The 13,439-nt window shown below is 60.2% G+C and carries 15 protein-coding genes; 5 read left to right on the forward strand and 10 right to left on the reverse strand.

Features of this window, described 5'->3' with window-relative positions:
- Positions 1 to 56: 56 nt before the first annotated feature.
- From PLANPX_RS26445 to PLANPX_RS26460, 4 genes are all read right to left on the reverse strand, one after another.
- Complete coding sequence (locus tag PLANPX_RS26445; RefSeq protein WP_152101618.1) at positions 57 to 767, reverse strand: 3-keto-disaccharide hydrolase; 711 nt, start codon at positions 765 to 767, stop codon at positions 57 to 59.
- A 166-nt stretch (positions 768 to 933) separates the two neighbouring features.
- On the reverse strand, positions 934 to 2,007 hold the full coding sequence (locus tag PLANPX_RS26450) for an SGNH/GDSL hydrolase family protein (protein WP_172992345.1): 1,074 nt from the start codon (positions 2,005 to 2,007) through the stop codon (positions 934 to 936).
- Between the two features lie 81 nt (positions 2,008 to 2,088).
- Positions 2,089 to 2,814, reverse strand: a complete 726-nt coding sequence (locus tag PLANPX_RS26455; protein ID WP_172992346.1) for a 3-keto-disaccharide hydrolase — start codon at positions 2,812 to 2,814, stop codon at positions 2,089 to 2,091.
- A 330-nt stretch (positions 2,815 to 3,144) separates the two neighbouring features.
- Positions 3,145 to 4,287, reverse strand: coding sequence for a GDSL-type esterase/lipase family protein (locus tag PLANPX_RS26460; protein ID WP_172992347.1), 1,143 nt, complete (start codon positions 4,285 to 4,287; stop codon positions 3,145 to 3,147).
- A gap of 186 nt (positions 4,288 to 4,473) precedes the next feature.
- Between PLANPX_RS26460 and PLANPX_RS27610 the strand changes: the two genes are divergently transcribed.
- Complete coding sequence (locus tag PLANPX_RS27610) at positions 4,474 to 4,629, forward strand: hypothetical protein (RefSeq protein WP_172992348.1); 156 nt, start codon at positions 4,474 to 4,476, stop codon at positions 4,627 to 4,629.
- Between the two features lie 557 nt (positions 4,630 to 5,186).
- On the opposite strand, the gene PLANPX_RS26465 is transcribed toward PLANPX_RS27610, so the two are convergent.
- Positions 5,187 to 5,402: a hypothetical protein gene (locus PLANPX_RS26465; protein WP_152101622.1), complete on the reverse strand. Its 216-nt coding sequence runs from the start codon at positions 5,400 to 5,402 to the stop codon at positions 5,187 to 5,189.
- Complete coding sequence (locus tag PLANPX_RS26470; RefSeq protein ID WP_152101623.1) at positions 5,372 to 6,901, reverse strand: anti-phage dCTP deaminase; 1,530 nt, start codon at positions 6,899 to 6,901, stop codon at positions 5,372 to 5,374. Before PLANPX_RS26470 ends, PLANPX_RS26465 begins: the two co-directional genes overlap by 31 nt.
- A gap of 811 nt (positions 6,902 to 7,712) precedes the next feature.
- Here PLANPX_RS26470 and PLANPX_RS26475 point away from each other — a divergent pair.
- Positions 7,713 to 8,207, forward strand: coding sequence for a ferritin-like domain-containing protein (locus tag PLANPX_RS26475; protein WP_152101624.1), 495 nt, complete (start codon positions 7,713 to 7,715; stop codon positions 8,205 to 8,207).
- Between the two features lie 107 nt (positions 8,208 to 8,314).
- Here the strand turns inward: PLANPX_RS26475 and PLANPX_RS26480 are convergent, their stop codons facing one another.
- Entirely contained in the window at positions 8,315 to 8,788 is a 474-nt protein-coding gene (locus tag PLANPX_RS26480) for a hypothetical protein (RefSeq protein WP_152101625.1), read from the reverse strand.
- Between the two features lie 86 nt (positions 8,789 to 8,874).
- Here PLANPX_RS26480 and PLANPX_RS26485 point away from each other — a divergent pair, with 86 nt between their 5' ends.
- Positions 8,875 to 9,081, forward strand: coding sequence for a hypothetical protein (locus PLANPX_RS26485; RefSeq protein ID WP_152101626.1), 207 nt, complete (start codon positions 8,875 to 8,877; stop codon positions 9,079 to 9,081).
- Positions 9,082 to 9,319: 238 nt separating this feature from the next.
- A complete protein-coding gene (locus PLANPX_RS26490; protein ID WP_172992349.1) occupies positions 9,320 to 10,474 on the forward strand; it encodes an agenet domain-containing protein in 1,155 nt (384 codons plus the stop codon).
- Positions 10,475 to 10,495: 21 nt separating this feature from the next.
- On the opposite strand, the gene PLANPX_RS26495 is transcribed toward PLANPX_RS26490, so the two are convergent.
- Positions 10,496 to 10,774 carry a hypothetical protein gene (locus tag PLANPX_RS26495; protein WP_152101628.1) on the reverse strand — a complete coding sequence of 93 codons (279 nt, stop codon included), beginning with the start codon at positions 10,772 to 10,774 and terminating at the stop codon, positions 10,496 to 10,498.
- A 391-nt stretch (positions 10,775 to 11,165) separates the two neighbouring features.
- On the opposite strand from PLANPX_RS26495, the gene PLANPX_RS26500 reads away from it, so the two are divergent.
- On the forward strand, positions 11,166 to 11,750 hold the full coding sequence (locus tag PLANPX_RS26500; RefSeq protein WP_232536255.1) for a DUF1990 family protein: 585 nt from the start codon (positions 11,166 to 11,168) through the stop codon (positions 11,748 to 11,750).
- Between the two features lie 68 nt (positions 11,751 to 11,818).
- Here PLANPX_RS26500 and PLANPX_RS26505 read toward each other — a convergent pair whose 3' ends face one another.
- Positions 11,819 to 12,448 (reverse strand): PEP-CTERM sorting domain-containing protein, encoded by a 630-nt coding sequence (locus tag PLANPX_RS26505; protein WP_152101630.1) that lies wholly within the window; start codon positions 12,446 to 12,448, stop codon positions 11,819 to 11,821.
- A 239-nt stretch (positions 12,449 to 12,687) separates the two neighbouring features.
- The gene (locus tag PLANPX_RS26510; protein ID WP_152101631.1) at positions 12,688 to 13,236 is read right to left on the reverse strand and encodes a hypothetical protein; all 549 of its coding nucleotides are present in this window, start codon (positions 13,234 to 13,236) and stop codon (positions 12,688 to 12,690) included.
- Between the last annotated feature and the right edge of the window lie 203 nt (positions 13,237 to 13,439).

Raw genomic sequence — 13,439 nt, forward strand, 5'->3', positions numbered from 1 at the left:
AACCAGGGGCTCGCGCCCCTGGCTACATCACTCGGCCCTTCCAGGGCCAAAGACTATTACTTCTTCTCCGCTTCCTTGCTGAGATCCTTCAGCTTCACCGACCGGTACTGCACCTTCATATCCGGCCCCGCGTGCACCTGCAGCGCCAGCAAGCCCTTCGCTTCGGCGTTCTTGGGATCATCGTCGGTGATGTCAGCCGTCACTTCGCCGTTGATCTTGTGGATCAACCGATTGCCGACCGCCTTCACTTCGATCGTCGTCCACTCAGTAAGATCGATCGGCTTCAGCTCGCCTTGCTTCGGGTCGAGCGGCTGCACATCCTTCTTCTCGCCCGGCAGCAGCGTCACCTTCTGCCCGCGCTCGGCGGCGATGCCGCGGCCACCCTCGTCGTAGAGCATGCCGGTGTAGTGCGGATCGGCGTGAATGTCGGCCTGATAGCCGATCACCCCGTACGGCCCGCCGTTTGGCTTCGGCTGAGCGCGATACTGCACGCCCGAGTTGTTATTCCCTTCGAGGCGAAACTCGGCGATCACTTCGAAGTCACCCACGTCACCGCCCTCCCAAATGGCGAACGTATTCGCCTTGAGCTTATCCTTTTCCTCCGCCGGCGATTTCCCGGTGAGCAGTCCGCCCTCGACCGACCAGACCTTTTCATCGCCTTTCCAGCCAGTGAGATCTTTGCCGTTGAAGAGTTCAACGAACTCCTCCTCAGCCTGCAGCGGCGCGGCAACGATCAGCAACGACAACGCAATCAATGAACGCAACATCGAGAACCTCCCTCGTAAGTTTTGTTGACCCCGTAGCCCTAGCCCCGGGCCACCATTAAAAACTTGTGGCTCCCTCCCCCTTGAGGGGAGGGCTGGGGAGGGGGTAGGCGCCTGGTACCAGCTTCTATCACCCCTCCCTAACCCTCCCCCTCAAGGGGAGGGGACCTCATAGTTTACTTTTTAACGCCTCGCGCAACTGCGGCTCCAACTTATCCGCCAGCATCACAAATCCCACATCCGTCGGATGCACCCCGTCGACCGTCGCGTCGCCGCCGTCGACCGACCAATCGCTCGCCGCCACGAGCCCAATCTGCTTGTCCCCCGCCGCGACGCGATCGGCATAAATCCCCGCCAACAACTCGCTTGATCGCATCACCTTCTCGTACGGCGACGCCTTCAGCGGAATCGTCGGATAGATCGGGTTCTGCACGAGCAAGATCGGCGTCTCGGGATGACTCTTGCGAAAGATCTCGATGAACCCCGGCATCCGCTCGGCAAGCAGCTCCGGCGACAAGTTCGGCAGCGAATCGATTACCAGCACCGCCGGATCGAGCTCCGCGAGCAGCGTCGCCACCTCCGGCTCGGTCTTGCCGTTGCCCGAGAAGCCGAGGTTCACCACCTCGCGACCGAGCCGCCGCCCGAGAATCGCTGGGTACGCCATCCCCGGCCGCGACGCACTGCACCCCTGCGTGATCGACGTCCCATAAATCACCACCGGCTTTTCAGCTTGCGGCGGATCGATGAACTTCAGCTTAGCTCCCGCCGGCACGCCGACCTCGACACTGCTCACGCCGTTGTACAGCGGCAAGTAGAGCCGATAGTGAACCGCTTCGCCGTCGCGACCCCGCGGCGCCGCAACATCGACTTGGTTGTCCGGATAAGCCGCCGGCTTCCCCGTCTCCAGGTAATGCCACCCCGCGTCATCCTGCACGTAAACGTCGACGCCGCTTACCCCCGTCCCCGTCATGTGGGCGAACGACAGTTCCGGCGTATTCAGTTTCCACCGCACGGTGAACTTCGCCGCGTTAGTCTCGAAGTCAACGCTCAACCCCGAAGAATCGCGCGAGAGCGTCCACACTTCGGGCCGCACAATCTTCTCGGCTCGCGCCGGCAGCCGGTCGAACGGCGCCTTCACGTCGCTCCACGCCTGCCCGCCGACGTTCGCCGTCGCCACGTTGTGCCAAGTCATTTCCGGCGCCTTTGCCGCGGTCTCTTCCGCAACCGCGGCACTCGCTGGCATAAGCGCAAGCGACAGCATCAACGCCGTCGCCAACGAATGCACTGCCAACCACGATCTGCTCTCTGCTCGCTTCACCATCGCTTACGGCAACTCCCGAATTCGAATGTTCTTGAACTCCACCGGCGCCCCTTCCGATTCAAGGCACAAGTAACCCGTCCGCGGATCAGCGTCGCTGCCGCCCGACACTTCCTCGCCATTCACCCACAGGCGAATCTCGCCATTGATCGCCCGCACATAGTAATGATTCCACTCGCCGACGCCGCGACTCAGCTCCTTCTTCGGAAAGCTGCGACTCCCATCCGCAGAGAGCGGCGGAAACGGTTTTAATTTTGCCTTGCCCACCGGAAACACGTCGCCGTGGCAGGTGAACCAGTCGGCCTTATTGCCGTTCTGCTTTTCGTAGTTCACCGCGTAGCCGAGATCGAGCACCTGCACCTCGATCCCGCCCGGCGGCAACATCCCCGCCGGCAAGTCTTTCAGCGCCTCATCGCTCGTCCAGACGAACATCCCCGAGTTGCCGCCGTCCTGCAGATGCTTCCACTCGGCGACGAGCTCGAAGTTCGTAAACTTCTGCTTCGACCGAATGACGCCCACCGGCTTGCCCGTACAATGAGCGACGCCATCCTTCCACGTCCACGTGTCGTCATCGCAATTGACGTTCGTGAAGTCATCCTCGCCGAGCGTGCGGAACCCCTCGGCCGAGCCATCAATAAGCGCCGATTTCACCGGCTCCGCAGCGAGAGCAAATGGAGACGACAGGGAAAGCGCCACGAACAAATGCGCCGAAAGCTGAATCGTGCGAAGCATGGCGGCAGGGGATCCGTCGGGGTGAAGTGACATCAAGGCGCCGAACAGCGAGGCCCATTATCACACGCCGCGCAGGAGAAAACGAGGCGCCTACGCCCCTCACTTCACGCCACGCGCGACAGCAAGGCCCCCGTAGGATGCGGTCTTCGCACCCACCTTCGCGGCATGGGCCCCAACGCCGCCAACGTTGCCAACGTTACCGTCCACGCCACACGAACGCCAACGGCGTTCCATCATCCAGCCCAGGGTTGATTGCAACGCAATCTACCCTGGGTATTCGCACGCCCTCCCACCCACAACCCTGAAAGGGTTGCAGATCGAGCGCCCCGCTTACTGCTCCCCATCCGCCTTCGCCACGGCCACCGCAATGAGCGCCGCCAACCGCCCCTGCCCTTCGAGCGTCGGATGCACGCCGTCGGCCGCCAACTGCGTGGCCCCCTGCCCCGCCCGGAACAACGGCGCCAGCGCCGCCGTCTCGACCACATGCACCCGCTCGTCGCCCGCCGCGCGCCGCTCGGCGACCGCATCGCGAATCTCCTGATCATGCACGCCCAACGGCGGGATCACGCAAAAAATCTGCGACGTCGGACACGCCGCACGCACGTCGCGCAACCACGCGGCATACGTCTCGGCAATGTTCTTCTCGAAATCGTTCGTCCCCATCGCGCAGAAAACATAGTCGGGCTGCGGATCGAGCCGTCCCCCCGTCAGCCGACTCGCCTCGCTATCGAACCGACTCCACGTCTCCGGCAGCGGCGGCAACTCCAACCCGCGCACCATCCCCTGCCCGCCCGAACCGAGCTGCCCATACTCGCAATCGAGCGCCGTCGCCACGAGCGGAAACCACGCGGTCCGCGCACTATTCACTCCCAGCGATTGCCACGAAGTGAACAGCCCGTCGACGCCGACTCCCTCGGTAATCGAATCGCCAAACCCAATCGCCCGCTTCGGCCGCGCCGCCGTCGGCAGCAATTCGCCGCCGCGATCAAGCTCCAACCCCGCGATCCGCAGCCGCGTCTTCGGCGACGTCCATCGCTGAGCAGTGAGATCGGCCGCGCGAAACACGACCTCGACGCGATGCGGCCGACTCGCATCGAGCCCCTCCGCCAACGGCAACACGTAGCGTGCATCATGCTTCGTGAGCGGCACAATCTTGAACGGCTGCTCGTCAACGGAGTACTCGATCACCGGCATCGAATCGGCCGGACACCCCGCGTTGCCGCTCCCGTCGACGACCAAGCCAATCGTCGTAGTCTTGCCAACCGTCGCCCGCAAGTAAGCCCCCGGCATCGCCGCCTCGATCACCGGCGCCGCGTCCGTGCCGGAGAGCGTCTTCCAAACATAAGGCGAGCGCACGATCTCCGCACTGAGCGGCGACGCCGTCGTGTGGGCCTTCGCCTCCTGACCTGCCGCCCGATTCGTCTGCATCAAAACGACCGCCGCAACGCACGCCAACACGACATGCGCAATCATCCGCTGAGTCATCAAGCACCTGTGAGTTAGCCGCCAACGCAGCGGCCAACGCCTGAAGCGGAACCGCCGAGCCGAAAAGAATTCAGAAAAGCCGCGCGAACGCGCTCAGCCTGCGATTATCGACGCCAGCCCAACCGATTGCAACACGCGCTGCCCTCAAGCTTCTCCAGCTGCTAAGATGTAGCCATGAAAGTTTGGTTGTTTGCAATCAGCGCGATGGCGATCGTCGTTCTCTTCTATTGGAACTCAGCCCTCGGCCTCGCCGCGGTAGGCGGAGTCGTCGCTTACCGTTACAACTTCTGGCGAATGCTGGATAACCTCTGGCACAGCTTCGACGACTAATCGCTCGCGGCGCCACGGAACACATCGCCGCCCGGCCCAAGCGCTAACGAGCGCAGCCGACCCGCTCCTCCGAACGCCGACAGCTCACCCGCTCGAACGCCAACGGCGTTCCATCATCCAGCCCAGGGTTGATTGCATCGCAATCTACTCTGGGTCAACGTCCGCCCATTGCCCCCGCAACCCTGAAGGGGTTGCATCCCGCTGCGTCAGTCCAACCAAACTCACGCGCCCGGCGCAAACATCCGCAGATCCTCAAACGGCATCACTGCAAACACCACGGTGAGCCGCAAGAACGAGGTCGCCACGGGAACAAAACGTGAAGCGGCGAGAAGACACACCCGTGGGGTCAGCGACCATTAGTCGCATTAAGCCCTGACGTTGAATACGGCCTACGGGGCCAGCAACAAGATCGAACGCCAATGGTCAAACCGAGGCAACACCACTCGCTGGCGATTCTAGCGACAACAATTGTCGCGAGAGCGATGAATCAAACAAGAGAAGCAATCGCTCAAACAACGGGCTGTTCAGATTGAACAACACTCGGAAATCCGAACCATCTAATCTGATATAGCAGGCTTCGACGCTGCTTCAGCCTTCTCCCGACTATCATTTCCAATGACCGGCATGCGGCTGGAAGAATTTGTAGATTTCGTACTGTTGACCAGCACGTTCTGCTTCCATTCAGGCCAAGCACCGACGATCGCGCTTGCTTTAGCAAGTTCTTCTCGAATGCACTGGTCGCTCATTTTTTCACCACGTTTGAGTTTAGGCACTCCTGAAAAAGCTTGCAGGCTTGCAGCTCAAGGTCCAGATACGAACATGGCTTCATTTGTATTCGAAGTCGGGCGTTTTGGATACTCCACTGCATTCTTTCGCCTGTTTTTTCGTCTTTCCGCTTGATTTGATAGCTCGAGCCGAGATGGCAGGAGAACAGGTCAAAGAACCGACGAGGCCCAATGCCTTCAAATGGCTCGAACTGGACTCTCCGATCGCCTGGCGCAGGCGCGGACGTAGTCAGCGATATCGAATCGTCATGAAACTCCAATGCCTTACTCTTAGGGTAGGGCTCGATGTAAACAACCCTCCTAATCCCTGCGGCAATGATATGTTTCGCGCAGTTGTGGCAGGGAAACGTTGTGCAGTAGAGGGTTGCACCTACCGTTGACCATTGGTTACGCGCACAAGCCGCAAGCGCTTCCATTTCCGCATGCACAACGCGACCGTACTCTGTCAGATCGCCGATCCGGCTCTTCTGAAGTACTTCGCGGAGCTTAGCTTCGTCGATTCCACACTGCCTACCCTGCTGTGTAATTTCATCGATTATCCGAGTCTGTTCTATCTTATTTGAATCGGCCCCTCGCATGTAATCTCTGCCTTTGGCACAATCCTCCACAGATACGCTCTGACTGTCTCTCATTGGCCAGTAGAGACCTCCGCCTGACTTCGGACATTCGTTTGCTCCGGCTGATAGCACCTCACGATCTCGCGTAACAACTGCTCCAACCTGACGCGACAAATCCGCGGATCTCAAAGCTGCTGCAAATGCCAAAAACATCGCATACTCATCGAAAACTGGCGTTAGGAACGGATTGCCAAACCATATCTCTACCATCCGCTGAACATCCGCACGCAATCGCTCGCTGTTATCAGTAATACGCAGAAAGAAATCGGCCAAGTAAAAAGTGCGGTTCACCCTCTGTCCATGAGGAACCCTAAGCTCCTCCCCATCTCGGCGAACCAACTCCCTCGCCTCCTCTTCGCTCATCCCGAGGTTGACTCGCAAATGCTTGAGCCTCCGATCCTCCTCAGCATGCACACCAACAAGAATAAAACCGGAAGGATACATCATTCGAAGCATGTCGACCTCTTCGGGCCGCTTTAGCGATCTCACTATGTAGGCAGTTTTTGGACGAGGCACTGACTGCCCATTTTCGTTCTTCTCACGATGCGCATAGATAACCGACGCCACCCCTAATGCCAGTACCGAATTATCCTTCGCATTCTCTCTCGCTTTATTCCCAGCCGTCATAAGACAGCCAATTCTCTGGTAACTGCTTTCGTGCGAAGGCAAATCAGGACTGAGAAGTGGAATGACATCCGTAGAGATCCGAATGCCGCTAACGTTGTAGCCAGCGAGCTTAAGACGCTCTTCTAAAAGCGTCGCCACCTTGTCCATCTCAGTACCTACAGCCCCTACTAGGCCGATAACCAGCTCAGAGTCAAGTTCGTGATTCAGTTCAACTGGCACAACAAGCCCACCTACTTTGGACATTAGTTACAGACAATGTTGTCATCAGTTTTGGTAACGACACACCCTAAGTCAACCCAAAACATAGCCAATAGCAACGTTGCGTTTATACAATCACATACGACTCGGCACCCCGAAACCTTACGCACCTAAGGGTGGCCGAAAATCGGTAGCTGCCATCGCCCGCCGACTCTGCTAGGTTGCATGGATCGCCGAGGCATAGCTGCGCTCCGGCGGTTCTTTGACAACGCAACCTCTCGCTAGCGCCCGGCCGCGAACCGATGGCGCTCGCCAGGGCGTCGCCCTTCCCCTGCCACTGACCTCGCACGCTGCGGTGTCGCCCATTTGTCGCCGCCATCGCCCCATCTGTCGCGTCAATTGCATCCCGAACTCCTCGCCATGCAATCACTTACGAATTGTGTCGCCAAAAACGCGAAATGCGACACAATTCGAAACGACAGAATTCAACGCCACACAACGCCCCTCCTCCCAGCGAGCCGCGGCGTTCATCGCCGCGGTCTTCTCGCATCGCTCTCGCCGAACCACCCCTAGCCCCGGGCTCCGCCCGGGGGTCGGTTTCCATTCCAATACGCATGCCCGCGCGTCACGCAACGTCACCCCCGGGCGGAGCCCGGGGCTAGAACACGACGCAGAGCGTCGAACATGGCGTTCCCACGCGGAGCGTGGGAACGAGCACACGCTACTCCTGCCCTCTCCCTCCTGAACCCCGAACCCCGAACCCCAAACCCTCCCGCCTCCCCTTGGCACACAGTTCGCATTACTCCCCACAGACGCCAACATCATCACCGTCACGTCTCATTCAGGAGTTGCGAAAATGTCCCTCGATTCGCTCGAAGACGCCTTCTACGACGAGCTCTGCGACGTCTATCACGCCGAGAAGCAACTGGTTCGTGCGCTGCCAAAGATGGTCAAGCAGGCCGCCAACAAATCACTCGCCGCCGCCTTCACAGCCCACCTCGCCGAAACTGAAAAGCACGTCACACGCTGCGAGCAGGCGTTCGCCGATACCGGCAAAGTTCCGAAGGCGAAGAAGTGCGAAGCGATGGCCGGCCTCCTCGAAGAAGCCAAGTCGATGATGGAAGAAGAGGCCGAGCCCGAAGTGATGGACGCCGTCCTCATCGGCCTTGCGCAAAAGGTCGAACATTACGAAATCTCGACCTACGGCACGCTCTGCACGTGGGCCGACGTGCTCGGTTACAAGACGGCTAAGAAAGCGCTCGGCGCCAATCTCGACGACGAAGAAAAGTGCGACAAGAAGCTGACGACGATCAGCAAGAAGCTCAACAAACTCGCGCCGGCCGAAAGCTGACGCGCAGCGAGCGAACGCTCGCAAGTCGATAGGGGCGAGATCGCCGGCTCGTCGGGTTGGATTCTGGCGGGCCGGCGTTTTTGCGCACTGCGCGAACCTTCGAAATATCAGGGCGGAGCTAGTTCCAAGCTAGTCGCCGCTTCTGTACGAGGTTCGCTAAACGCTCCGCTTGAATCGACGTCAACGACGAAAGTATCCCTTTTTCTAACATAGACGCTCACGGCGAATCCAGTAGGAATCGCGGGTATGGAAAGCAGCATCCCTACATTAACTTTGACAAACTGAGATTTCGAAAACAGCAGTGACTTCCCCTTAATCTCCGCGCGCTCTTGCTCATCGACAACCAGGCGAGTGATGATTAGTCGATCGTCGACGAACTCGATCTTGTCCGCAACTGCAATCAGCTCGCCCAGTTGCTGCTCGCAACTCTGGAGATCTCGGATCGCATCATCGCTGGCGCCGCACCCAACGAGCGCGCTGCAGATAGCGACTGCGAACAAGAAATGGTTGCGAATCTTCGTTTGCGGCGCCCACATGTCGAATTGACTCCCCTCGCCGGAGGCCGTGTGCCAAGAGATCATGATGGTATCTCTCAATTCAATTAATCCAGCAAGACGGTATACTAACGCGATCAAGTCAATTCATCGAATCACCGGAGACTGTCGCGATGGGGCAAGAGACTGTGCGGATCATTTTGGACAACGGCTCGGAGCTCGTAATCAGCGTCCGTAACATCGCCTACGTCCACTTCGTCCCCGCCGGCGTCGGCGCCACGGCGAAGGCCGACGTCTTCTTCGTCGGCAGCGAACGCCCCCTCGGCATGGGCGAAGCCGCCGCGATCCAACTCCGCGAAGCGCTCGCCAATCTCGGCTAGCCCCGGGCTCCGCCCGGGGGTCGGTAACCATACCGATAGGCCTAGTCGCGCGTACTACTATCCAACCCCCGGGCAGAGCCCGGGGCTAAACTCATCGCCAACCCGTCAAACCCCGCACTACCAGCATAAAAACCCTACCAACGCCCCCAATTCCGAGTGCTACACTTGCACTTAACGAGCGCCGACGGCGGCCGCGGGGTGCGGTCGTAACGGTCGGCCGACGATGGGAGTGCGGGCGATGCGTCTCAGTGCGTGGTTGTTGGCGGTGTTGTGCGGACTCTCGATTAGCGTCAAGGGTGGTCGCGCGTCGGCCGACGCCGACAACGGCGAGCTCGATTGGGATCCCGCGACGACCTCGGTCTTCATCGTCGGCATCCTCGAGTGGGAACGCAGCGATCTCTACGGTTCCTTTCCTGCGTGCATGCCCAATCGCCGCGACGAACAGCTCGCCCAGTTCTTCCGCAAGGCGGGCGTCCCTGAAGAGCGGCTCGTCTACCTGCAAGACAGCGAAGCGACCAAAGCCCGCATCAAGAAGGAACTGAAGCAGCTCCTCGACGAGACCGACGAAGGCGAGATGGTCGTCATCTATTTCGCTGGCCACGGCTATCGCGACGAGGATAGCAACGAAACCTGGTTCGCCTGCTACGACGCCGGCGACGAAAACGAAAGCGGCTGGGGCGTGCCGGAGATCTTCGACGCCGTCGAGAACCACTTCAGCGGCGACCGCGCGCTGTTGCTCGCCGACTGCTGCCACTCGGGCGCCCTCTACGACGAAGCGAAGGTTCGCGCCCCCGACTCCGACGTCACCTACGGCGTGATCACGTCGTCATACGCGCACAACACCTCGACCGGCAACTGGACCTTCACCGACTCGCTCCTTTCGGGATGGCGTGGCGAAGGCGCCGTCGATCTCAACGGCAACGGTTACGTCGAACTCCGCGAGATCGCCCGCTACGGCGAGCTGGAACTGGCGTTCATCGAGGGGCAGAAGTCGATGTTCTACGCCAGCGAAGAGTTTCCGCGGGCGGCCGCCCTGGCAGAAGTTGAAGAAGAAAAAACGCCGCGCGTCGGCGAGCGCGTCGAAGTCGAGTGGAAGGGCAAGTGGTTCCGCGCGAAGACGATCGCCGTCGACGGCGACCAGGTGCAGGTCCACTACAACGGCTTCTCGTCCGACACCGACGAGTGGGTCGGCCCCGACCGCGTCCGCCCCTACTACCCGGCCCAGTTCGCCGAGGGGGATCAGGTCGAAGTGATGTGGGACAAGGACGAGAAGTGGTACCCGGCCCGCATCGAACGCGGCTGGTTCGGCCTGCACAAAGTGCGCTACGATGGGTTCGATTCGTCGAGCGACGAATGGGTCGGCCCAGGCAAAGTGCGGCTGCGGGTGGAGTGAGCGGCGGCGGCGGTCGCCACTCTACTGCGACACTGCTGCAGTTTCGCCGCCAAGTTCTCCGAATGAATCGAATGTTTCATCGAGCAACTTAACGTCGAGACTGCGCGCACCAACCGAAAGAACTTCAGCTTCGACGTACGTCCCATTCGGGTAGCGTCTTTGCTCAGAAGAGACTCTGCCGCGGTAAGTGGAATGCACGATTTCCAGCCGCTGTAGATAGCCTGTATTGATAATCGTTCCGTGCACCACCTCTCCGACGCTTGGCGTCGGCTCGGTAGCTGGGTACGGCATGAGTTCCATCGTCTCGCGCCACTCAACGCTCCGAGAGCCGCATGCGGGGCACTTAGTGCGCACTTCTCCGCCGCACGGTACGAGGTCCGCGCGTTGGAACGCCTTCCCGCACCCATTGCATGGCGAGATTTCAAATCGTCGATTCCGGGAGCGAACGACCTGCACAACGCCGCAGGCGTCGCATGCGAATAGCGAAGCGAACTGGTCGAGAGATTCCTGGCCTTTATGGCCGCATCGCCGACAGACGCTGCCAACGACGCAAGACATAATCTGTCATCCTAAGAGGAACCGAAATCAGAGAAGCAGACGCGAACGATTTTACGATACCATACTCACTCATATCACCTATATAGCAACCAGCCTGCCGGAGTGCGGCGGCTGAGCAGCGGAGATGAATAACGTGAGCACGATCGCTCTCCATAAGCCAACCGACGCTGCGCTGCGACAGTTCATCGCCGAGCAGCACGCCCTCCCCTTCACTTACGAAGGCGTCGGCGCCACTGCCGACGAAGCGGCGATCCCCGCCGGCTATGCCGTTGATCGCATGAGCATCGCACTCGGCCGCGGCGAAGCCGCTTTCACCGCAGCAAAGCAAGGTCTCCAGGCGTGGCAGCAGTTCCAACTCGGCTGGTGCGAGGCGTGGCCGCGCACGACGCCGATCCGCCATGACGAAACGGTGGCCGTCGTCGCCCGGAGTATGGGCACGTGGTGGACGAACGCAGCGCGGATCGTTTACGTCATCGACGAAGCCAATCGTTTCGGCTTCGCATACGGCACGTTGCCGGGGCACGTCGAGATGGGCGAAGAGCTGTTTCTCCTGGAGCGTGATCCAGCCAGCGGCGAGACGAGCTACAGCATCCTCGCCTTCTCGCGCCCGCGACATCCGCTCGCGAAGCTCGGCCGGCCCATGGTGCGACGACTGCAACAACGCTTTCGCGACGACTCCGCCGCCGCGATGCAGCGGTGGATCAAGCAGCAAGCGTGAGTGGCGCCGTTCTCCTAGCCCCGGGCGGAGCCCGGGGCTAGAAGTGCGAAAGCGAACGGCAATGCGAGCTAAACCGCACGCCGGCGACGAAACGCCGCGAGCCCCATGCACGCCGCACCGGCAATCGCCAAGCTCGAAGGCTCCGGCACCGCCGATACGTTGAACAGCAGCGAGTAGTTGAATGGCGTATCGATGTCTTCCATCAGCATCGTGTAGACGCCGCTCGCCACCGGGACGGTGAACTCCGGCGGGTTCGCATTCTCGTGAATCATAGAAAGCAGATCGCTCCCGGCATCACTTGAATGAACGTGAGCCCAGCCCATCAACGAGAAGCCGAGAATATCGAAGCCGAACCCATCGAGCCACGGCGAGCCTGGCTGCAACGCGAAGAACGAGGCGCCGAACGCACTCTGATTCGAGTACGAAACAATCGTGATTGAATCGAGTTGCAGACCGGCGGGAATCGTCAGTGCCAAGAGATCGTAGTCGACGGTCCCGACGCTGTGATCGGTGCCCGCGCTGCCGATGAGGGCGTTGGCGCCAGCCTCAAGCACGAACGGCGTGGGCGACGCCGCAACGCTCGAGAGCTCGCCTTGAACGCTCTCGTTGTACGAAGCGGCCGCCGCGAACGGCGCCGTCAGACAAGTGGAGATAATGACCAGACCAACCGCCGTTGCGCGCATACAAGAGAAACTCATCAATGCCCCTGTCGTTGGTTGCCGCCGCCTCTCTTATGTTGTTCCTTCGAGCCCGCCGCCATGGCAGCTGGCTCTCTCGTCACTGTAGTTACCCCCCGAAATTGTCGCCACAGCGGGGGCGATTCCTGGGGCATGCGGCAGTGTGCAGAAGGCCGGATTTAACCGTTTTAGGACGTAGAACGAGAGCCGGTTGCGCGATGGCGAGAAAATCGACGCCCAGCAGCTGCGAATGAGAGCGGTCAACCGCCGCACAACTCGTCGTGAACCATCACCGTCCAGGCGCCCAGCGTCCCCTGTGGATTGAACTCCGCCTCCATGCAAACGTCAGCGCTGGTGTAGTAGAGAATGACTTCGCCGTCGTCCTCGTCGCGATCGATCCGCTGCGGCTCGCCAACGATGCGGATGAACTCGTCGATCGTCGTGGCATCGGTCAACTCGCCGCGGCCTTCAATGCGCGGCCGGCAAAACTTCGCGCCGGGCAACGGCGCCGAGTACGTGCCGTCGCCGATGTGAAACATCACCTCCGCAAATTTCCCTTCGTCGAACTCGATCATCATCCCGCGGCGGCCGTAGAGCAGCATGGCGTTGTCGGCGGTCCGAAAGCGACGGCAGCGTTCAGGTCGGCCGAGAAATTCGGCGTTGGCGATCGAATCGCCCAACCGAAAGGCGCCAATACTAAATGGCTCCAAGCGAATTGCCGGCAGCGGCTGATCGGAAACCGACCAGTTTCGCGTCGGATCCACTGGGCGATACCACAGGAAGTCGAGCCAAGTTTCGTAGCCGAACATTGATTAAAAAACCCTAACAATGGTTGCACGCCACAGGGGTGAAGTCAGATGATCGTGGCAACGCGCCGATGCGGCAAGATGCAACGCGGCGTTGTCAGATTGATTCGCCGCACGGCGTGGCAAGGCCTCCGCATTGCACAAACTATAACACGACCAACTTGCCGGTTTTCTGCCGAGACGCAAAGGGGATTGATTGGTAAAGT

This window comes from Lacipirellula parvula, from assembly GCF_009177095.1.
Classification (GTDB): Bacteria; Planctomycetota; Planctomycetia; order Pirellulales; family Lacipirellulaceae; genus Lacipirellula; species Lacipirellula parvula.

Bases quoted from the DNA above. Each gene is read 5' to 3' on its own strand.
- PLANPX_RS26445 (WP_152101618.1), bottom strand. From the start codon at position 767: ATGTTGCGTTCATTGATTGCGTTGTCGTTGCTGATCGTTGCCGCGCCG.
- PLANPX_RS26450 (WP_172992345.1), bottom strand. From the start codon at position 2,007: ATGCCAGCGAGTGCCGCGGTTGCGGAAGAGACCGCGGCAAAGGCGCCG.
- PLANPX_RS26455 (WP_172992346.1), bottom strand. From the start codon at position 2,814: ATGCTTCGCACGATTCAGCTTTCGGCGCATTTGTTCGTGGCGCTTTCC.
- PLANPX_RS26460 (WP_172992347.1), bottom strand. From the start codon at position 4,287: ATGATTGCGCATGTCGTGTTGGCGTGCGTTGCGGCGGTCGTTTTGATG.
- PLANPX_RS27610 (WP_172992348.1), top strand. From the start codon at position 4,474: ATGAAAGTTTGGTTGTTTGCAATCAGCGCGATGGCGATCGTCGTTCTC.
- PLANPX_RS26470 (WP_152101623.1), bottom strand. From the start codon at position 6,901: ATGTCCAAAGTAGGTGGGCTTGTTGTGCCAGTTGAACTGAATCACGAA.
- PLANPX_RS26475 (WP_152101624.1), top strand. From the start codon at position 7,713: ATGTCCCTCGATTCGCTCGAAGACGCCTTCTACGACGAGCTCTGCGAC.
- PLANPX_RS26480 (WP_152101625.1), bottom strand. From the start codon at position 8,788: ATGATCTCTTGGCACACGGCCTCCGGCGAGGGGAGTCAATTCGACATG.
- PLANPX_RS26485 (WP_152101626.1), top strand. From the start codon at position 8,875: ATGGGGCAAGAGACTGTGCGGATCATTTTGGACAACGGCTCGGAGCTC.
- PLANPX_RS26490 (WP_172992349.1), top strand. From the start codon at position 9,320: ATGCGTCTCAGTGCGTGGTTGTTGGCGGTGTTGTGCGGACTCTCGATT.
- PLANPX_RS26495 (WP_152101628.1), bottom strand. From the start codon at position 10,774: ATGGAACTCATGCCGTACCCAGCTACCGAGCCGACGCCAAGCGTCGGA.
- PLANPX_RS26505 (WP_152101630.1), bottom strand. From the start codon at position 12,448: ATGAGTTTCTCTTGTATGCGCGCAACGGCGGTTGGTCTGGTCATTATC.
- PLANPX_RS26510 (WP_152101631.1), bottom strand. From the start codon at position 13,236: ATGTTCGGCTACGAAACTTGGCTCGACTTCCTGTGGTATCGCCCAGTG.